At 44.1% G+C, this 19,578-nt stretch carries 19 protein-coding genes; 6 read left to right on the plus strand and 13 right to left on the minus strand.

Translation table 11 applies throughout. The annotated features are described in order from the left end of the window. Positions 1 to 48 precede the first annotated feature (48 nt). Both ACMCM8_RS13305 and ACMCM8_RS13310 read left to right on the plus strand, forming a co-directional pair. Positions 49 to 549, plus strand: a complete 501-nt coding sequence (locus ACMCM8_RS13305) for a transposase (protein ID WP_412723095.1) — start codon at positions 49 to 51, stop codon at positions 547 to 549. Next, positions 546 to 1,391 carry an IS3 family transposase gene (locus ACMCM8_RS13310; protein ID WP_412727628.1) on the plus strand — a complete coding sequence of 282 codons (846 nt, stop codon included), beginning with the start codon at positions 546 to 548 and terminating at the stop codon, positions 1,389 to 1,391. The genes ACMCM8_RS13305 and ACMCM8_RS13310 overlap by 4 nt, the downstream gene beginning before the upstream one ends. A 61-nt stretch (positions 1,392 to 1,452) precedes the next feature. Here ACMCM8_RS13310 and ACMCM8_RS13315 read toward each other — a convergent pair whose 3' ends face one another. After that, entirely contained in the window at positions 1,453 to 1,758 is a 306-nt protein-coding gene (locus ACMCM8_RS13315) for a pyridine nucleotide transhydrogenase (protein WP_412723096.1), read from the minus strand. A 126-nt stretch (positions 1,759 to 1,884) separates the two neighbouring features. Between ACMCM8_RS13315 and ACMCM8_RS13320 the strand changes: the two genes are divergently transcribed. After that, positions 1,885 to 2,460, plus strand: coding sequence for a uracil-DNA glycosylase family protein (locus ACMCM8_RS13320; RefSeq protein ID WP_412723097.1), 576 nt, complete (start codon positions 1,885 to 1,887; stop codon positions 2,458 to 2,460). Here the strand turns inward: ACMCM8_RS13320 and ACMCM8_RS13325 are convergent. Next, positions 2,457 to 4,682 carry a bifunctional diguanylate cyclase/phosphodiesterase gene (locus ACMCM8_RS13325; RefSeq protein ID WP_412723098.1) on the minus strand — a complete coding sequence of 742 codons (2,226 nt, stop codon included), beginning with the start codon at positions 4,680 to 4,682 and terminating at the stop codon, positions 2,457 to 2,459. The two genes, ACMCM8_RS13320 and ACMCM8_RS13325, sit on opposite strands and share 4 nt — an antisense overlap. A gap of 140 nt (positions 4,683 to 4,822) precedes the next feature. On the opposite strand from ACMCM8_RS13325, the gene ACMCM8_RS13330 reads away from it, so the two are divergent. Continuing rightward, positions 4,823 to 5,728, plus strand: coding sequence for a TIGR03899 family protein (locus tag ACMCM8_RS13330; protein WP_412723099.1), 906 nt, complete (start codon positions 4,823 to 4,825; stop codon positions 5,726 to 5,728). Between the two features lie 29 nt (positions 5,729 to 5,757). Here the strand turns inward: ACMCM8_RS13330 and ACMCM8_RS13335 are convergent, their stop codons facing one another. The 10 genes from ACMCM8_RS13335 to dusA form a co-directional block, all read right to left on the minus strand. Beyond that, positions 5,758 to 6,504 carry a phosphoadenylyl-sulfate reductase gene (locus ACMCM8_RS13335; RefSeq protein ID WP_412723100.1) on the minus strand — a complete coding sequence of 249 codons (747 nt, stop codon included), beginning with the start codon at positions 6,502 to 6,504 and terminating at the stop codon, positions 5,758 to 5,760. Beyond that, the gene (cysI, locus tag ACMCM8_RS13340) at positions 6,494 to 8,215 is read right to left on the minus strand and encodes an assimilatory sulfite reductase (NADPH) hemoprotein subunit (protein WP_412723101.1); all 1,722 of its coding nucleotides are present in this window, start codon (positions 8,213 to 8,215) and stop codon (positions 6,494 to 6,496) included. Before cysI ends, ACMCM8_RS13335 begins: the two co-directional genes overlap by 11 nt. Then, positions 8,215 to 10,038 carry an assimilatory sulfite reductase (NADPH) flavoprotein subunit gene (locus tag ACMCM8_RS13345; protein WP_412723102.1) on the minus strand — a complete coding sequence of 608 codons (1,824 nt, stop codon included), beginning with the start codon at positions 10,036 to 10,038 and terminating at the stop codon, positions 8,215 to 8,217. The genes cysI and ACMCM8_RS13345 overlap by 1 nt, the downstream gene beginning before the upstream one ends. Positions 10,039 to 10,204: 166 nt before the next feature. Next, positions 10,205 to 10,960: a TIGR04219 family outer membrane beta-barrel protein gene (locus ACMCM8_RS13350; RefSeq protein ID WP_412723103.1), complete on the minus strand. Its 756-nt coding sequence runs from the start codon at positions 10,958 to 10,960 to the stop codon at positions 10,205 to 10,207. A gap of 3 nt (positions 10,961 to 10,963) precedes the next feature. Then, entirely contained in the window at positions 10,964 to 11,956 is a 993-nt protein-coding gene (locus ACMCM8_RS13355; protein WP_412723104.1) for a DUF2333 family protein, read from the minus strand. A 152-nt stretch (positions 11,957 to 12,108) separates the two neighbouring features. Continuing rightward, complete coding sequence (locus ACMCM8_RS13360; RefSeq protein ID WP_412723105.1) at positions 12,109 to 12,471, minus strand: hypothetical protein; 363 nt, start codon at positions 12,469 to 12,471, stop codon at positions 12,109 to 12,111. Beyond that, the gene (locus tag ACMCM8_RS13365; protein WP_412723106.1) at positions 12,471 to 12,671 is read right to left on the minus strand and encodes a PspC domain-containing protein; all 201 of its coding nucleotides are present in this window, start codon (positions 12,669 to 12,671) and stop codon (positions 12,471 to 12,473) included. The genes ACMCM8_RS13360 and ACMCM8_RS13365 overlap by 1 nt, the downstream gene beginning before the upstream one ends. A 66-nt stretch (positions 12,672 to 12,737) precedes the next feature. Then, positions 12,738 to 13,406 (minus strand): phage shock protein PspA, encoded by a 669-nt coding sequence (gene pspA / locus ACMCM8_RS13370; RefSeq protein ID WP_412727726.1) that lies wholly within the window; start codon positions 13,404 to 13,406, stop codon positions 12,738 to 12,740. Between the two features lie 506 nt (positions 13,407 to 13,912). Beyond that, positions 13,913 to 14,200, minus strand: coding sequence for a hypothetical protein (locus ACMCM8_RS13375; protein WP_412723107.1), 288 nt, complete (start codon positions 14,198 to 14,200; stop codon positions 13,913 to 13,915). A 193-nt stretch (positions 14,201 to 14,393) separates the two neighbouring features. Continuing rightward, complete coding sequence (gene dusA, locus ACMCM8_RS13380) at positions 14,394 to 15,440, minus strand: tRNA dihydrouridine(20/20a) synthase DusA (RefSeq protein ID WP_412723108.1); 1,047 nt, start codon at positions 15,438 to 15,440, stop codon at positions 14,394 to 14,396. Between the two features lie 358 nt (positions 15,441 to 15,798). On the opposite strand from dusA, the gene ACMCM8_RS13385 reads away from it, so the two are divergent. Together ACMCM8_RS13385 and ACMCM8_RS13390 are read left to right on the plus strand one after the other, a co-directional pair. Further along, positions 15,799 to 16,926 (plus strand): glycoside hydrolase family 43 protein, encoded by a 1,128-nt coding sequence (locus tag ACMCM8_RS13385; protein ID WP_412723109.1) that lies wholly within the window; start codon positions 15,799 to 15,801, stop codon positions 16,924 to 16,926. Between the two features lie 5 nt (positions 16,927 to 16,931). Then, positions 16,932 to 18,356, plus strand: a complete 1,425-nt coding sequence (locus ACMCM8_RS13390) for a sugar porter family MFS transporter (RefSeq protein ID WP_412723110.1) — start codon at positions 16,932 to 16,934, stop codon at positions 18,354 to 18,356. A gap of 120 nt (positions 18,357 to 18,476) precedes the next feature. On the opposite strand, the gene ACMCM8_RS13395 is transcribed toward ACMCM8_RS13390, so the two are convergent. Continuing rightward, complete coding sequence (locus tag ACMCM8_RS13395; protein ID WP_412723111.1) at positions 18,477 to 19,544, minus strand: Gfo/Idh/MocA family protein; 1,068 nt, start codon at positions 19,542 to 19,544, stop codon at positions 18,477 to 18,479. Between the last annotated feature and the right edge of the window lie 34 nt (positions 19,545 to 19,578).

Raw genomic sequence — 19,578 nt, forward strand, 5'->3', positions numbered from 1 at the left:
TGAAGTGACCCCCAATAGTTGGACATTCCAATTACTGGGGGTCTTTTTATGTCTAAACATCATCGAACTCTTAAGCTCAAAGTAGCAGAGTTTGCTTTATCTGAAAGCTCTTTGGCCGCAGGTGACAGATTCAATGTCACAGAACGACAGGTCCGTTACTGGACCGCTGTTTATCGAATTCATGGCGCTGAAAGTTTCAGGTCTGCTCACAAACCTTATTCTCAAGCATTTAAAATAGAAGTGTTGAAAATAATGGCAGCTAACAACTGGTCACTCGGGTATACCAGTGCTTTCTTCGATTTATCGTCCCCCGGGATTCTATTTCAATGGCAAAAGCTATATGCTCGTGACGGCATCTCAGGTCTGAAACCAAAGAAAAAAGGAAAACCCCGCGTGAAAAACGACTCTTCTACGCCCAAACCATCATCTGAAATGACGGAAAAAGAACTCAGAGAAGAGTTGGACTATTTACGTGCTGAGAATGCTGTTCTAAAAAAGTTAGAAGCCTTGGCTCAAGCCAGAAAGAAAAAAGCAAAGACAAAACGATAGTCGTCGAAGAGCTCAAGGCCATTTATAGCTTACAAAATCTATTGAAAATCACAGGACTACCGAAGAGTGTTTATTACTATCATCGTAATACGCTGGAACGGTTGTGTCCCGATACTGGTTTATGCGCCAAAATACATAATATTTATCATAAACATAAAGGGCGATATGGCTATCGTAGAATTACCTCAGCCCTGAGAACGATGGGGCTTGTGATTAATCACAAGCGCGTACAACGCTTGATGAACGAGCTTGGTTTAAAGTCAAAGGTCAGAGCCAAACGTTATAAGTCCTACAAAGGAGAAGTCGGCAGAATCGCAGACAATACGCTCAATCGGGAATTTACGGCGGAGAAGCCTAATCAAAAATGGGTGACCGATGTGACAGAGTTTAAGATTAAAGACCAGAAAGTTTATCTGTCACCGATAATTGACCTGTTTAATCAGGAAGTTGTCAGTTATGAGGTACGAACCTCAGTTACATTACCATTGGTCACCGATATGCTTAAAGCCGCGACAAGTAAGCTAAAACGAGATGAAAAACCACTTATCCACTCGGATCAGGGTTGGCAGTATCAGAATAAACAGTACCAAAATCACCTTCGGGAAAACGGGTTACGTCAAAGTATGTCGAGGAAAGGAAACTGTTTAGACAATGCCGTTGCGGAGAACTTCTTCGGCATCTTAAAAACGGAGATGTATCACAACGAGACGTTCAAAGACGCTGACGAACTCATTGAAAACATAAAAGAATACATCGACTATTACAACAACGAGCGCATAAAGCTGAAACTAAAAGGCCTGAGTCCGATACAATATCGAAATCAGGCCTTGGCAGCCGCTTAGAAATGAGTCCAACTTTATGGGGTCACTTCAGTGAGCGCCGGCTTTTCGAGCAACTTTTTAATTAATTGCGGTTCGCAGCTAGCGCATTAAGCGCGTCTTTGTGTGCTACGATATCAATGTGCATTTTTTCTTGATCGAACGTCATCGTTGCGATTGCGTAATCGCCCTGACTTTCATTTGCAATGTCGATCATTTTTGCTTGAGCATCACGGAAACGAATGTTGTTGCCAATCTTATCGGCCATACATTGGTTATTCATTTCGAATGTTTTCGCGTCCATGCAATCGAAAAGCTGGTTACTGCCAGATTCCGCATGCGCAATACCAAATGCAGCTGATAATGCTAAACCAAGTACTACTTTACGCATGTCTTTTCTCCTGTGTTACAGTACATCACTGCTGTAGGGTAAATATACTGTATGTACGCCGGTTAGTCAATTCAGATCATAGTTTTGTGACAGAAGTATGACAGTGTAGAAATATTTGGAAAAAAATTGTCTGATTTTGAAAACTTAGTCATTAAAGTAAGCCAATGCACTCTTTGTGCAGATGCTCTACCCTACCCTCCCAAGCCTATTTTTTCCCTACACAATAAGTCTAAGATCCTCATAATAGGACAAGCGCCTGGCCTTCAAACTCACCACAGGGGAATCCCATTTGACGACAGTAGTGGCGAACGGTTACGCCATTGGCTTGGTATGAGTCGCGAAGCTTTCTACACACCTGAAAAGGTGTCAATATTACCAATGGGGCTATGCTTCCCAGGTTACAAAAACAATGCTGATGCACCTCCAAGAAAAGAGTGTGCCCCAACGTGGCACCCTTGTATACACCGATTCCTCACTCCTGCACTCACACTTTACGTGGGACGGCATGCCCAAAACTACTACTTACCTCAATTCAATACTCTCACCGAAGCAGTTAGACAACCCGGTAAATCGTATTTTGTTCTCCCTCATCCCTCTGGTAGAAATAACCGTTGGTTAGCCAAGCACGCCTGGTTCGAGTTAGAAACTTTACCCTTGCTACGCAATCGCATTACTGAGATTGTTCAGTTCCCAGATTGCTAACTTCGTTGCTCTAAGAAAGAAAGTAGAGCGTCAAAGGGCATAGGCTTCGCGTATAGATACCCCTGAGCTTCATCACACCCTAACTTAATCATGTAACTTGCCTGAGCACGGCTTTCCACACCTTCGGCAATGGTCAGTAAACCTAGCTTGTTACCAAGCGTTACGATAGTTTCAGCAAGTACCGCACTCGCCCCGGGATTAATGTCTTTCACAAAAGAGCGGTCAACTTTTAATCGGTCGAGAGGAAGTTGTTGCAAATAACTCATTGAAGAAAAACCCGTACCAAAATCGTCTATTGCAATTTGGACTCCAAACTCTTTAAGTGCCCTTAAAGCATCTATCACTATCTGAGGTTCGTCCATCACTACGCTTTCAGTAATTTCAAGTTCTAAAAGGCTCGGATCACAATGGGCATGAGAAAGGGCGTTTTTCACTTTATCAACAAACAACCTGTCTCTAAATTGAGGAATTGATACATTAACCGCTACCCGCAAATGCCCATAACCTCGTTCTTTTAATTGTTGCAAGCGACGGCAGGATTCCTCCAATACCCATTCGCCAATATCAACGATTAACCCAGAGTACTCTGCCAATGGAACGAACACCGCTGGTGAGATAAAGCCGCCTTCGCCATCTGGCCATCGCAGCAAGCCTTCCATGCCGACAACTCGCTCATTAAGTAAATCAACCTGAGGTTGAAACCATAGCTCAAGTTTGCGCGCGGCAAAATCATTGCGCAGTCTACGGATCATATCGAGACGCCAAGTCGTTTGATCTTCAATGTCTTTGGCGTAATATTCAAAATTATCGGTAAGATTTTTCTTAGCTCGATTGAGTGCAATATTGGTGCGTTTGAGGATCTCAATACCTATATTCCGCTTGCTCTCAAGCTTACAAAGCCCAATCGTGACACTGACTGGTAACGTGTGATCCCCAACTTGGAAAGAGGATTGAAACATCTCGTTAATCGACTCAGGAGATACCAGTGTTTCAGGCCCAATTAACCCAAAGACATCCGCACCTATTCGCCCCTTTTTTACGTCATCATTAAATGCAGACTGGAATCTAACGCTTATCGCTCTTAATAAATCATTACCCACTTCCTGTCCTAATCCATCATTGATATCAGAAAAGTGGTTAACGTCAATTAATGCCACACAACAATTTTCACATTCGAAAATATGTGGTTTGTCTAGCATGTTGATAAACTCATTTCGGTTAGGCAAGCGTGTTAGCCAGTCTCGAAACGCTGTATTTCGCAACTCGTGAAATAAGTTAACATTTTCATATCCCACTGAAATACTAGATAAAAACACTTCTAACAAATGTTTATCCAAGTCACTTATTTCGTGAGTTTGGCGCACGTATACTGCAGCTTCAAACCCCGCTCGACTGATAAACAGAACAGAAAAACCAGGCTCAAACAGGTGTTTTTTAAGGCGCAAACACCGTGCGACGTTCTCAGCAATCTCGTTATTGTGCAGCTCGTCAATTGGCTGATTAATGTACTTCGCATACTCACCAGCAGCACCAAGAACATAGACATCTTCATCTTCTCGATCAATTAAAGAGCCTGCCCGGGCGCATAATAGACCTTCGGAATCTAACCCTATAAGGGAACTTATCTGAGTAACCACGCCCTCACAAAATGCCTTTACAGAATGCTCTTCAAATAAATTGGCCGAAGAGGTAATAATTTTTTCAAGCCCTGCGCGACTTTGACTAATGGTTACTATTTGTTGGTAAGAGCGCAATGACGAAATAATAGTAGTGAGGAGCTTAGCTCTGGTGAGTTCGGTTTTTGTCTTATAGTCGTTGATGTCGTAAACTTTTATGACTTGTTCTTCTGGTGCGTAGCCAGGTTGACCGGTCCGGAGAATAATACGCGGTTCGAAAAGCTGCATGTCCTCTCGAATATATTTTACCACTTCAAAACCAGCGTCATCCGTTTCCATGACAACATCAAGTAGAATGATGGCAATGGTATTACCGTATTCGTGAAGTAATGCTTTGGCCTCTTTTGCAGAATAGGCGTGAATAAAATTTAGTTTGCGGTCGTTAACCACTAAATCAGCCAGTGCGAGGCGAGTGACAGTATGGATCTCCTCGTCGTCATCAACAATGAGAATGTTCCAGTCTTTACCTAAAAGTACAAGCTCTTCTGCTGAACCATCATCGTCAAGAAAGATGAGTTCGTCGTTATCATAATCCATTGCCGACATTACCACTTATTTCCTCAATAAATACAATCCAAGGATGCGCTACTCATTGTTTAAAGGCAACGATTACATTGATAATTGAGTTATGCAATGCAATAGTGCTCAACTAGTGCCACACGTTTTATGTCAATATATAAGCTTATATGAAGATTACACCCCAGCACTTTTCACAAGAGGTCCATAAACCACAACGACCTCAAGAAAAGCCTGAATCAAAGACTAACGAAGCAACGTCAGTTGAGCACTCTACTGCAACGACAAACGTCGGTGTTAGCAAACAGCGCATGCTGTCTTGGTTTGCAAGAGTTGGCATTAGCCCAGCCATGCTTTCTTCAGATCCCAAAAGGCAAAGACATGCCATCGAGCGAAGAAAGCATATTATCGAAACCCAAAAGGCCAACAATCTTCAAGCTGTTTTAAATATAGCACTAAATGTAGCAATCAACGAACAAACCAGCGAGAATCTCGATCCTGACTGGTTTTTTACTTTTAGTTCAATGGCAGAAGAAATTCACAGTCCCCCCATGCAGGAACTGTGGGGCAAGATTTTCGCCGTAGAAGTCGCTAGGCCTGGCAGTTTTTCTCTTAGAACGTTACAGTTATTAAAAACCTTAACCCATCGCGATGCCAAGGTTTTTGCCCGTGCCGTGAGTGTAGCAAGTAAAAGAAACAATGATCCTGTGCCCCGCATATTGGTAGGTTACCACCGCCGTAAGGGGTTGCTTTCCTTTTTAAAACGCCCTTTACCTGAACAAGTCAACCTTGCCACAGTGGGTTTGAGTTATCCTGATTTGCTCTCACTACAAGAGATGAAACTTATTTATGCCAGTGAAATTGAAAGTGGTGAATATAGTGAAGGCCAGAAAATAGCTTTGCGTTGTATTAATGCAAATTTTCATCTTACTTGTAGAACCTCTGGTGTAGCTTTGGTCTACTATAAATTTACGCCAATTGGCAGTGAACTTTTCACTTTGGTGGGCAAGACCCCTAACGAGCAATATATTGCGGCACTTAAAAATGTATTAAGCGGCGCATTCGATATCTCGTAGCGCCTTCGTGTTTATGGTGGTGATTGCAGTTAAATGCCATCGCCAAATTCATGCAAACCACACTCTCGTTTCAATCCAAAGAATCGAGTATCTTGCTCGCTCATGCCCTCTTCAAGGGATTGAGTAGTATGCCAATCACCTATGGAAACATAGCCTTGCTCCCACAAGGGGTGGTATGCAAGATTGTTGTCTTTCAGGTAATAGTGCAGGTCTTTGTTGCTCCAGTCGATAATAGGATAAACCTTAAATTGCTCGCCCACTTTTTGTAATACCGGAAGCTTGCCACGCGTATCAGACTGACTGCGCCGTAATCCAGCAAACCAGGTGCCGGCTTTCAGTTCAGACAATGCACGTTGCATGGGCTCTACTTTGTTCATCTTGTTGTACTGTTCAATCCCCTCTAGCCCCTGTTCCCACAGACGACCAAACCTTGCTTCCTGCCAGGCTGAAGACAAATCAGCCCGGTAGACATGCAAGTTGAGGTTCAGTTTTTGAACCAATTCATCAATGAATGTGTAAGTCTCCGGGAAAAGGTAGCCTGTATCAGTAAGCACAACCGGAATATCTGGCTGTGCCTGCGTAAGCATATGCAGCATTACCGCTGACTGCGCGCCAAAGCTCGATGAGACAATGTGCGTGTCTGGTAAGTGTTCAAGCGCCCAAGTAACTCGTTCTTGCGCCGTCATGTTTTCCAAGGTTTCGTTGATATCTGCTAAAGCCTCTTTGCTGATATCAAGTGACAATGGTTGCTGCGATGTAGCTGAACTATGCGTCATAGAAATCCCGTGCGGAGTCTATTACTGGTTTAACGATACCAGCGCGAACGACAAAATCACCAAAGGCTTCGCCATCATTGCGCTTTGTAGCCCACTGACGTATAAGCGTATCAAGCTCTGCCATGATCTCTTGTTCACTGATATTTTCGCGGTACATACGTGGAATACGTGTGCCCTCTCGGTTACCACCTAAATGTAGGTTATATTTACCCGGACCTTTACCCACTAAACCAACTTCCGACAACATGGCACGACCACAGCCATTCGGACAACCAGTGACACGGAAAATCACGCTATCTTCTGCTAATCCATGCTTCGCCAGTAAACCTTCCAGCTCGGTCACGGCATCGGGTAGATAGCGTTCTGCTTCTGCCATGGCTAATGGACACGTAGGTAATGCTACACATGCCATTGAGTCGAGGCGTTGGTTTGAAATAGTAGGCGCAATCAAGCCATGCTCACGCGCCAAAGCTTCAATAGTGTCTTTATCCTCAGGTGCTACACCTGCAATGATTAAATTCTGATTAGCGGTCAAGCGAAAATCGCCTTGGTGTATTTTAGCTATCTCGGCACAGCCCGTTTTTAAGGTCTTGTTCGGATAATCCAAGATACGGCCATTTTCAATAAATACCGTGAGGTGATACTTGCCATCTATACCTTCAACCCAGCCAAAGCGATCGCCACGCCCGGTAAACTCATAAGGTCGGCTGTCTTGAAACGCAACACCAGCACGCTTTTCAACTTCTGCTTTAAAGTTTTCGACGCCTACGCGCTCTAGGGTATATTTGGTCTTGGCATTTTTGCGATTAACTCGGTTACCCCAATCGCGCTGTGTCGTCACTACTGCAGCTGCCACCTCAAGTGTTTTTTCCAATGGAATAAATCCAAAATCGGTCGCTTTGCGAGGGTAAGTGCTCTTGTCACCGTGGGTCATAGCCAGTCCACCACCCACTAACACATTAAATCCAACCAACTTACCGTTATTGGCAATCGCAACAAAGTTCAGGTCATTTGCGTGAACGTCTACATCGTTTTGCGGTGGAATAACCACGGTAGTTTTAAACTTACGAGGCAGATAGTTGTCACCCAAAATAGGCTCGACCGGTTTTTCGGTGGTTTCTATTTTTTCGCCATCTAGCCAGATTTCAGCATAGGCTCGCGTTTTAGGCAGCAAGTGCTCGCTTATCTTCTTCGCCCATTCAAATGCTTCTACGTGAAGCGCCGATTCCACTGGGTTTGACGTACACAATACATTGCGGTTTACGTCACCTGCTGTGGCGATGGAGTCGATCCCCACTTTATTGAGCATCTGATGCATAGACTTAATCTTCGGCTTCAAAACACCGTGAAACTGGAACGTTTGACGGGTGGTGAGTCGAATACTGCCGTAAATAGTGTGATCGGCAGCAAACTTATCGATGGCCAACCACTGCTGCGGTGTAATGACTCCCCCAGGTAAGCGGGCGCGAAGCATGACATTGTGCAGGGGCTCTAACTTTTGTTTCGCACGCTCTGCTCGAATGTCTCGATCGTCTTGCTGATACATGCCATGGAAACGAATTAGTTGGAAGTTATCGGCAGTAAATCCGCCAGTAAGATCATCTTTCAAATCGGCTTCGATAGTACCGCGTAAATTGTTACTTTCACGCTTCAAGCGTTCGTTGTCAGCCAGTTTGCCTTCAACAATAAAGGGTGATTTTTCGTTACTCATTAATAGACATCCTTCTGATAACGTTTCGCTTTTCGTAACTCAACAATGTAGGCCTTCGCGTCAGCTTCTGACTTGCCACCGTGCTCTTGCACAATAGTAATTAGTGCGCTTTCCACATCCTTTGCCATGTGCATAGCATCGCCACACACGTAAAAATGTGCGCCTTGCTCTAGCCATTCATATACTTCTTTACCGTTTTCCACCAAACGATGCTGAACGTATATTTTTTCTTCTTGGTCACGAGAGAATGCCAATGTAATTTTGTCTAACAGGCCGCCTTTGACGTATCCCTGCCACTCCACTTGATAAAGAAAATCTTGTGTAAAATGCGGGTTGCCAAAAAACAGCCAGTTTTTACCTTCTGCACCTTGTGCATCGCGTTCTTGCATAAACGCTCTAAACGGCGCAATGCCCGTCCCCGGCCCAACCATAATGACGGCTGTATTGGGATCGCTCGGTAAGCGGAAGTTATCGTTACTTTCTACAAATACATCCACATCACCGTTTTCTTTTAAGTACTCGCATAAAAAGCCCGAGGCGCCACCTTGATGGCGGTAACCGAACGCTTCGTAATCGACGTGGGCAACGGTGAGATGCACTTCGTCTTCAACTTCTGCCTGGCTCGATGCGATTGAATACAAACGGGGGGTAAGCGGGCGCAGTGAATCAACCAATTGCTGCGCAGATAGACTTCCTGGATGATCCCGTACAATATCAATAATCTGGCGTTCAGCCATGTAGGTGCGAAGCTGCGCTTTATCTTCCATTAGTGCAGCAAGGCTCTGTGAACCTGTAGCAGCTTGATAAGACTTAATGAAATTAGGATAGCTCAAAGTCAGTTCTAACTTAGACGTCAGTGCTTGACTGAGTGTCATACTCTCATCAGATACCGTTACTTCGGTATTGCCATCAAGTGAAAGTACCGATAAAAACGCCTCTACGAGTGAAGCGGCGTTGTTAAACCATACCCCTAGCGCATCCCCAGGCTGGTAAGTAATACCTGAGTCTTCCAGACTGATCTCAATATGACGAATATCTTTTACAGAATCACGGCCAGTAATTTTTTGCGATTCAATGAGTGACGCTTTAAACGGTGCCTTTTTGGTATAGGTTTGGGCTGCAGTACTTTGTACAGCCGCACCTGTTTGCGCCGCTACCGCAGGTGCTGAAGTCGCACTAAAATCCTCTTTTAACGCGTCTATTAGCTTAGTAAGCCAGCTGTCAGCCTGCGCTTCGTAATCCACATCACAGTCTTCGCGGGCAATAATGGCCTTTCCACCTATCTTGGCTAAGCGAGCATCAAAGTCTTTGCCTGTTTGGCAGAAAAATTCGTAACTGCTGTCACCTAACCCTAAAACGGCATATTGGGTATTGCTGAGTTTAGGGGCTTTCTTCCCTGCCAAAAATTCGTGTAATTCAATGGCATCATCGGGTGCATCTCCCTCACCATGGGTACTCACGAAAACAGCTACATGGGTTTCAGCTTTTAGATTACGCGGTTTGTAATCTGCCATACTGATCAATTTGCTGTTAAATCCCGCCTCCTCAGCCTTCGCCTGACACTGGGCAGCCACACCTTTGGCGTTACCTGTTTGCGAGCCATATAAAATCGTCAACGTGGGGGCATCTTGTGCAGACTGTGACGCTGTAGCCAATACAGGTGCGACTGCGCCGCCTTGTGCAGCAGCCATGCCCGCCACGTAGCCACTTACCCATGTAAGTTGATCACGATTTAGCCCTGCTATGGCTTGCGTTATCGCATTCCACTGCTGTTCGTTTAATACCGCCCCTGGCGCTGAGTTCGAATTAGAATCTTGTGACATAGTCTTTTAGCCTTTTATCAATGACGCTAAGGCTAACGACTTTCTTCAAGAAGAGAAAAGAATAAATGAAACTTTTTTATTACGGAAAGTACTTAAAAATAGAATTGAAATAAAAAAGGCGTATACCAAATGTCGGTTACGCCTTTCAAATTTGAAATTAGATCACTTAGAAATGTAGCTCTAAACCAGCAAATACACCGTCGAATTCCATATCCGCATAGACATCATCTAGATCTTCAATATCCACCGTGACATTTCGGTAACCCACTTGTAACGTCATGTCCACCGCAATACTTTCAATAAAAGAATATTGAATAGCCGCCTGATAATCACTGAGTTCGTGGTCGTCAAAAGACAGGTAACTGCCTTCGAAGTAGGCTGACAGGCCAGTAAAAGGCAAACCTACTTGAAGCTTTGAATAGGCCATTGGCACAATGCCGGAAAACTCGGTATTGCCTTGTGTGTTGCTCGCACTGTCAACGACAAATAAAGCGCCATCAATATACTTCGCGTTTAACCCTAGATCGAAGCTAACCAAATCGTTATCAAATAACTCGTAGTATAAAATAAAATCAGTAGAGTCTATTTCCACGTCAGTATCTACGCGGCTATTTTCAGTATACAGCTGACCGTCAAAGGTGAAACTCGACGTAAGTAAGGTCGACCCTGAGTTATCTAATGAAGTGCGAATGACTTTCACGTTGGGTACAAAGGGAACAGGGTGCTCAAAGGCGATATAAAGTGAAGTATTCGTCTTATCATCAAAATTAAAATCAGCAGTATTGTTGTTATCAGCAAAGCCGCCGCTGGTATCCGATTGCCATGCTTGTGCACCCACGTACACTCCGGCGATAGTGTCTGCTTGAGATGCTGTCGATACTAATACGCATCCTAATGCAGCAGCTAAAAGACTTTTTTTCATTAATTATCCTTGATTAAGCAGTTCTGAAAGTTCTATTAAAGCGGCATTCGCTCTGGAAATATAGTTAGCCATAACCAACGAGTGATTAGCTAACATACCAAAGCCACTGCCATTAAGTATCATCGGGCTAAACACCGTTTGCTGAGTCGCTTCAAGTTCTCTGATTATCTGTTGAAGGCTCACCAAAGCATTTTTGTCTTCCAGTACATCATAAAACTCAATTTCTACCGCTTTTAAAAAATGTAACAGTGCCCATGTTGCACCACGGGCTTCATAGAAATTGTCATCTAACTTCCACCAACTGGTTTTAACTACGCGCTGGCTTGCTACCGGAGAAGACTGTCGTGCATTTGAATCACCCGCCAAGTCGGTATTAATACGGGCAGATCCTACGCTGGCACTAAGCCTTTGGGAATAGCTACCCAAACGTTTTTCTACTTGTTTCAACCATTCGCGCAAATTATCGGCACGGGTGTAGAACTGACTGTCAGAGTGACGAGTATTGGCAAGCTCATCTCGATACTGCTTTAACAGCGCAATACCGTCGGCGTAGCTTGATTCAGAAGAAGGTAGAGCCCAACTCTTGTGATCCATATTGAACTTAGGGTGTGCTTTGGTCAAAAAAGCATTTTCAATTGATTGAGACTGCGAACGGCTAAAGTCTTTTCGCATAGATAACGCTAAATCTCTAACCATTTCAAGGGCACCGAATTCCCAGGCCGGCATATTGTCGAGAAAAAGGCCTGGGGGGGTAATGTCATTTGATAGATATCCACCAGGCTTGTCCAATAGTGTTTCCGATACATCAATCATGGTACTTGTTAACGTATAGCCAGCTATTTTCGTAGGATTTGTTACCTCGGCGTTTTGTTCAACGCGTTGCCTAACGTCATAAATATCAGGTGATATACTCCAGTACCATCCTACCAACAATAACAGCACTAAAATTACCGCAGTGACAATTGCTATCCATCTCGCGTTAATAGATTGTCTCATATCAACACCACCCTTCCTTTCAAATGACATAAAGCCGGCATTCGCCAGCTATATGATTATTACGTAATCTAAAAATTCTAAACCGTTGTGACGGTTTGGCCTATAACACCATTTTTTACCCACCATACACAACTTAATTTCATTAATAATTGCTATAAAGTATGGCGCATATTGTGCCCATTTTCTTGTCTATACCGTGCACTTTTTCGATTTTTCAGTGCATAAAGTGCAATACCAATCAGAATAATTGGCCAAAAAGCACTTACACCTACCGCCAACAGTGCCACAAGACCTGCACCTAGCGCCAAAAAGATAGTTCCAAGTACACTCACTGCTACCACAAACCCAACGATTGCCAGTACCACACCTACGACTGAAAGTACTGCAATGTTTTCCCATGGGCTGAGAAGTTCGTCAGACATTACAATATGCATCCCTAACCAGCTATCGACTAAACTTCCCAAACAATTCACCAATATAATGGCGATGACTAATGCAATTAGAAAGTTTTTCATTAGCCCATCCTCGGCAATAAAATAACAGCGGCAATATAGGCTAATAAAGTTACTGGGGTGGCTACAAATAAGCCAACGACTGCTGCTGCACGAACCCATACTGCGTCAATGTCAAAGTAACGCGCCACGCCGGCACACACACCTGAAATAACGCCTGAATCCAAATCTCTGTACATACGTTTTTGCGATGATATTTTCATGTTCTCTCTCCACTAAACTTTACTTTGCTGACAACGGCATGAGCCGGCTTCTTAGAAGTAGGTCGACTACGCGACCTTTTTCTTCTTCAGTTCGGCAAGCTCTTTTTCGATGGTTTCGTCGTTTTCCATCGCATCGAACTGTGCTTGCAGCGAATTGGCCTCGCTGCTTTTCGCCAAGTCATAGGCGTCGACTTGTGCTTCCAGGTAATCAATTCGTTGCTCATAATTTTCAAACCGCATCATGGCATCATCAATTTTACTTTCGTGATCGGCCTGTTTTACTTTTAAGCGTGTATGAGCAGTATTCTTCCGTTGAACTAAGGTTTTTTGCTTGGCTTTCGCCTCTGCCAACTTGGTATTCAAACGCGAAGTATCTTGCTGAATTTTTTCAATCGTTTCAGTCAAATGCGACAGCTGTTCCTCTAAGGAAGTAAGTTTGGCAACGTATTTTTGCTTTTCTACCAGCGCTGCTTTTGCTAACGACTCTTTATCGTTATTCATGGCAAGCTGAGCTTTGTCCTGCCAACCATCGATTTGTTTGGTAGTTGCCGCTATATGGCGGTTTAGTGTTTTTTGCTGAGCAATGTATCGCGCAGCATCTGTACGCACTTCAACTAATGTTTCTTCCATTTCCTGAATAATCAATCGAATGATTTTTTCTGGATCTTCAGCCTTATCTAGCATTGCATTGATGTTGGCTTGCACAATGTCATTAATTCGCGAAAACATACCCATGATCATTTCTCCGTTTAGAATATGATTGGTTTCCAGTTGAGGTTGATACTCATTGTGCTCATTCTGGAATCCGTTCATTTTTACTCATTACCCTTTTACTATTACAAGCGTCGTGCCAACTAATTATCTATTTGAATTATAAAGACTTATCGAATAATCCAAGATCTTCATTCTAGAATCCTAAAACCCCTTTACTATTTTTTGGTTTTTTTAACCACATTGACTTGTCATTTTGACCATTATCATTAAATGCACTAGCTTTTACCGCTGGATGTTGCCAGCACAAATCAATAGAGGTAAATAGAGTAATATTGCTGTGTTGTTTACCCACACTCGTGGGTGAATTGAACTAATAGAATTACAAGGATATTGGGCTATAGCAGTAAGGGACCGTTAAACAGTTGAGCTATAGTCAGTTTATACAAGCCATATACGCTATGATCAAAAAAGCCAGTCAGATAATCTGACCGGCTTTTTAGTAGAGTGCTGAAGCTAAAAGTGAATAGTTAGTCGGCGTTTTTCTTATCGTCACCTTGGTTGTTATCGGATTTAACCACCAAGTCCGTTACGCTTACTTTCCCTGCACCATCCGCTTTATTCGAATCTAACTCAAAGTGGTACGATGTATTCGCCACGGTTTGATAAACGTCAGCCGTAATTTCGTTAGCTGTCATTGTTACCGCCGTGCTTACCATGTCTGAAAGAAGCGATTGAAGCACCGACTCTTGCGCGCTCGCTGCGCCACTCATCATGCTTGCTGAAAGTATAGTTGCTGCAATTAGTGAAGTTTTCATAAATTCCCTCGAAAGTTAAGTCAGTGCAACAACACGCTGTCGTTGCGATACTTATCAGATAGCGAGAGCCGTGCCAAGATCCAAAAAAGTCGATAAACACCTAATTTTTATGAATTATTTAAAAAAATACCCATGCAGAATAAACACACACAAACTGTACAATAATTAAACTTTAGTCAAAAAGACCATCTTATTAGCCTTTTTGACCATTGTAATCAGCTACTTCCTTCTGTGCTTTTTCTACAGTATCCAGCGCATTCATCAGTAAATCTGGATCTGGTGATTTTCCCGTGCCATTTTGACTGAGATATCTGCGCCAGATTCTGCCACCTGCCTGCCCCTGGAATAATCCCAACATGTGCCGAGCCACATGCCAAGGTTTAAAATAAGTATCCTGTTGTTGCTCAATATAGGCTTGCATTTGCATAACGATGTCTCGGCGAGAAATTATTTCATCAGAGGTATCACCAAACACAGTGTGATCAACATGACTTAAAATATAGGGATTAGCATAGACTTCTCTCCCCATCATCACCCCATCGACCAGCGCTAACTGGGACACAGCGTCATCAATGGTTTTGATTCCGCCGTTAATACTGATAGACAAATCAGGGTACGCTGCTTTTAAGCGGTGCACACGGGGGTAATTCAGAGGTGGAATTTCGCGATTCTCTTTAGGACTGAGCCCTTGCAACCACGCCTTTCTGGCATGCACGATAAAGGTATCACAACCCGCATTGGCCACCGTATCGATAAAGCGGGCAAAATCTTCGTCTTCATCCATGTCGTCAATACCAATACGACATTTAACCGTAATAGGAATATCCACTTCAGCCTGCATAGCTTTAACGCAGTTGGCAACTACTTCAGGTTGGGCCATCAAACAGGCGCCAAAGCTCCCATTTTTCACTCTATCACTGGGACACCCTACGTTAATATTCACTTCATCGTAGCCGCGTTCCTGTGATAACACCGCACATCTCGCCATATCAGAGGGGTCGCTGCCACCGAGCTGAACCGCGACAGGGTGTTCTTCTGTGTTAAAACCTAAATAATCACCTTTGCCATAAATAATAGCGCCTGTGGTCACCATTTCGGTATATAGCAAAGTATGCTTTGACATTAAACGTAAAAAATAACGGCAATGCCTATCAGTCCAATCCAGCATTGGAGCGACTGACAATTTGCGGTTAAAGGCTAGTTTATCGGCACTGTCCAACTTCTTTATTACGTCTGTCACTTTTCTCATCTCTCACATTTCAATTGCTTGAACACATTTATAAGGACGTTTCAAAAACCAATATCAAACTTATAAGTGTCAAATTTCCCCTTAGCCAAAAGGGCTGCGGATCCTACCACATATCTCCCTATTGCTTCATGCACAAAATATAGTCATTAAATACATTAGGAGTTTCACGAGAAAACAATTGAATCATGCTGATTAGAGCGTGTTGCTCTAACTATCTCACCAATGTAAATTTTATGTTATTCGATAGCTCTTTATCTTTTTCTAGTTTTACAGACTAGTAACATTGCTCTCGTCCTCGCATCACTGCATTATTTTATGCTGTCATCAGTTAACATTCAGGGAGCGTGTTGTGACGTATCAACATTCTTATAAAGTGACACTTTCTGCAGTGCTATCAGCACTTTTTATTTCTGCTTGCCAACCAGCAATGAAAACAGAAGGTGAGCCTAATACCGTGGCCACCCCTTCACCAACCAGCGAGAAAGCACCCACTCAATTAAAAAGTGGATTAGCTGAGCCGCTGGTCACTCACATTTACACGGCAGATCCTTCTGCCCATGTATTCGAAGGACGTCTATATATTTATCCATCTCACGACGTAGAATCAGGAATTCCTGAAAATGATAACGGCGACCATTTTGACATGCGCGATTACCACGTATTGTCGATGGATGAAGTGGGGGGAGAAGTCACTGATCATGGTGTAGCTTTGTCGGTTGACGACATTCCTTGGGCTGGTCGACAGCTTTGGGCACCTGATGCGGCACACAAAGACGGCACCTACTATCTGTATTTCCCATTGAAAGACAAACAAGATATTTTTCACATCGGCGTTGCTACGAGTGACAAGCCGTATGGCCCCTTCACCGCGCAAAGCGAACCAATTGAAGGTAGCTTCAGTATGGACCCTGCCGTATTCAAAGATGATGATAGCAGCTACTACATGTATTTCGGGGGTATTTGGGGAGGACAACTTCAACGCTATGAAGGAGGCCAGTACAATCCACAAGACGTCTATCCTGCAGACGATGCACCAGCGGTTAAACCTCGCATTGCGAAAATGGCCGACGATATGTTGTCCTTTGCTGAAGCACCCCAGGAAATTGCGATTTTAGATAAAGACGGTACACCTATATTGCAGGAAGATAATGACCGTCGTTTCTTTGAAGCTGCCTGGATGCATAAATATAAAGGTCAATACTACTTGTCTTATAGCACAGGCGATACGCACAAAATTGTCTACGCTATAGGCGACAATCCTTACGGTCCGTTTACTTATCAAGGCGTGATCTTAAATCCAGTATTGGGTTGGACGAACCACCATTCTATTGCGCAATTTAAAGACAAGTGGTACTTGTTTTATCACGACAGTTCGTTGTCAGGGGGGAAAACTCACCTACGTAGCGTCAAGATGACTGAACTGACTTACCACCCTGATGGCACGATTGTGACCATCGACCCATACATGGAGCAGTAACTGTAATGGAAACAACCCTCAACACATCCACTGCCGAAGTTAGCAACGACAATATTGGTTTTGTAATATTTATCAGTATTGTTGCCACTATCGGCGGCTTCTTATTTGGTTTCGATAGCGGTGTTATCAACGGCACTGTCGATGGCCTGCAACGGGCGTTCAATTCTGCCAGTGCAGGCACGGGGTTTAACGTGTCAAGTATGTTGCTGGGCTGCGCAGTAGGAGCCTTTTTCGCGGGTCGCTTTGCCGATAAATACGGCCGACGTACCTTACTCATAGTGGCAGCAGTCTTATTTATTGTCAGTGCATGGGGCTCGGGTGTCGCCAGCTCGTCCTTTGAGTTTGTTTTTTATCGTATCTTAGGAGGCTTGGCGGTTGGCGCAGCGTCGGTGATGGCGCCAGCCTACATATCTGAAGTGTCTCCAGCTCGCTATCGCGGCATGCTAACCAGTATTCAACAAATTGCCATTATCAGTGGTTTGTTCGCAGCATTTTTAAGTAATTACCTGCTAGCAGGTGAAGCGCAAGGGTCGACAAATACACTGTGGATGGACTTCGCTGCCTGGCGCTGGATGTTCTGGATTGAGCTTATCCCTGCCTTTGCGTTCTTTTTATTGTTGTGGTTCATCCCTGAAAGCCCGCGATTTTTAGTTTCTAATGGTAACATTCCCAAAGCGACTGCCGTACTTTCGAAACTGTTGGGTGACGATGCGGCAAGGTTGAAACTTGCAGAAATTAAACAGTCACTGGCCAGTGACCATCAGCCCCGTTTATCTGATCTTAAGGTGAAAGCGACAGGTAAAATTCGCCCTATCGTTTGGGTGGGGATTGGATTGGCAACGTTCCAACAATTAGTCGGTATTAATGTCGTTTTTTATTACGGCGCAGTATTGTGGCAAGCGGTGGGCTTTTCAGAGTCTGATGCCCTTCTAATCAACGTATTGAGCGGTGCAATTAGTATTGCTGCTTGTGTTATCACCCTGTTGGTCATTGACAAAATAGGCCGTAAGCCTCTCCTGAAATGGGGTTCCATTGGCATGACAGTAACGCTCTCAGTTATGGTGCTGGCGTTTCTCAATGCGTCCCAGTCTGCCGACGGTAAACTGATTTTGGGAGAATGGGGAACGACAGCCCTGGTAGCAGCTAATTTATATGTGTTCTTCTTCAACTTGTCTTGGGGGCCCGTTATGTGGGTGATGTTAGGGGAAATGTTTCCCAATCAAATTCGCGGCTCCGGCTTGGCCGTCAGCGGATTGGTACAATGGGGTTCGAACTTCGTTATTACCTATACATTCCCCATGCTATTAGCTGGCATTGGCCTGGCAGGCGCATACGGTTTCTACGCGTTATTCGCGTTGTTGTCGGTATTCTTTGTTATAAAATTGGTGCACGAAACCAAGGGTAAAGAATTGGAACACATGGAAGGTTAGGCCTTTTGTTTTAAGCTAGGTTATCTGGGCTCTTAAGCCCGTTCTCATAATGTGAAGACCTCCATCATGTACTCATCCTACTGATGGAGGTTTTTTAATGTTTTTTTGCGATACAAGCAACTACAGCGCTTCTATATCATCGCCGTAGCGCAACTTGATAATATCTCGAATGCTATCTAAGGTTTCCATCACGGCAATGCTATCGGCGTGGTTCATACAGGGGTCACACAGCTCGATATTCTCTTTTGCATTTTTTGCTTTTAGGTTTTTTGTCATTTCCGTGGTGTCTATACCTGCTCTTTGCTGGTGAGCCTTTTCCACTAACGCCATGGTGGCTGCAATCTGATACTCAAAACCGTTCACTTGATGGGTGAATTGCTGATTTTCTACACACTCATCGTCTACCCACAAACTGCACTGTTTACCCTCCCAGAATCGACTGGGCAAATGAATAAAACCTTTGCTGCCGTGAATGGTCATCACATTGCTGCATTGCGCATCTATGGTGCTGACAAATTGACTGGTTACGCCACTTTGATAGTGCATAGTCACAAAGGTATTGTGATCAACAACACCCTGTTCAGGCGATGCCATAGCGCTAATGCATACCGGGTTTTGACCGATGATAAACTGGCTTAAGCTGACACTGTATATCCCCAAATCCAGTAAGCTTCCACCCGCTAAGGCCGGATTGAGGAGTCGGTGGGTTGGTTCTCCACTAAACGAGAATCCAATTTGAGACGTAATATACTGTAGCGCCCCTATTTTTCCGTCCGCTATCCATGTTTTGACTGTGGCGAAACATGGCATAAAGCGACTCCAGAGCGCCTCCTGAAAAATGCAATTGTTCGCTTTTGCTAAGGCCACCAGTTGACGGGTTTGCGCACTATTGACGGTGAGCGGCTTTTCTATCAGTACATTTTTCTGGGCTTTGAGCGCTTGCATCGCCACGGGGAAATGGTGACTGTGCGGCGTCGCAATGTAAACTATGTCTACGTTGGGATCCTCCAGCAACGCCTGATAGCTATCATAGGTCACTTTCGCCCCGTTATTTTGAGCAAACTGACTTGCACGATGGGGATCTCTGCTGGCTATTGCATACAGTTCTCCCTGTGGGAGATGACGCAATGCATCAGCAAACGTTTGAGCGATATTTCCCGGTCCGATTACACCCCATCGATGTGTCATAGTGTTCTTTTTCCTCTGTTAAGAGTGATTGCGT

The organism is Alteromonas sp. D210916BOD_24 (genome assembly GCF_047159385.1).
Classification (GTDB): Bacteria; Pseudomonadota; Gammaproteobacteria; order Enterobacterales; family Alteromonadaceae; genus Alteromonas.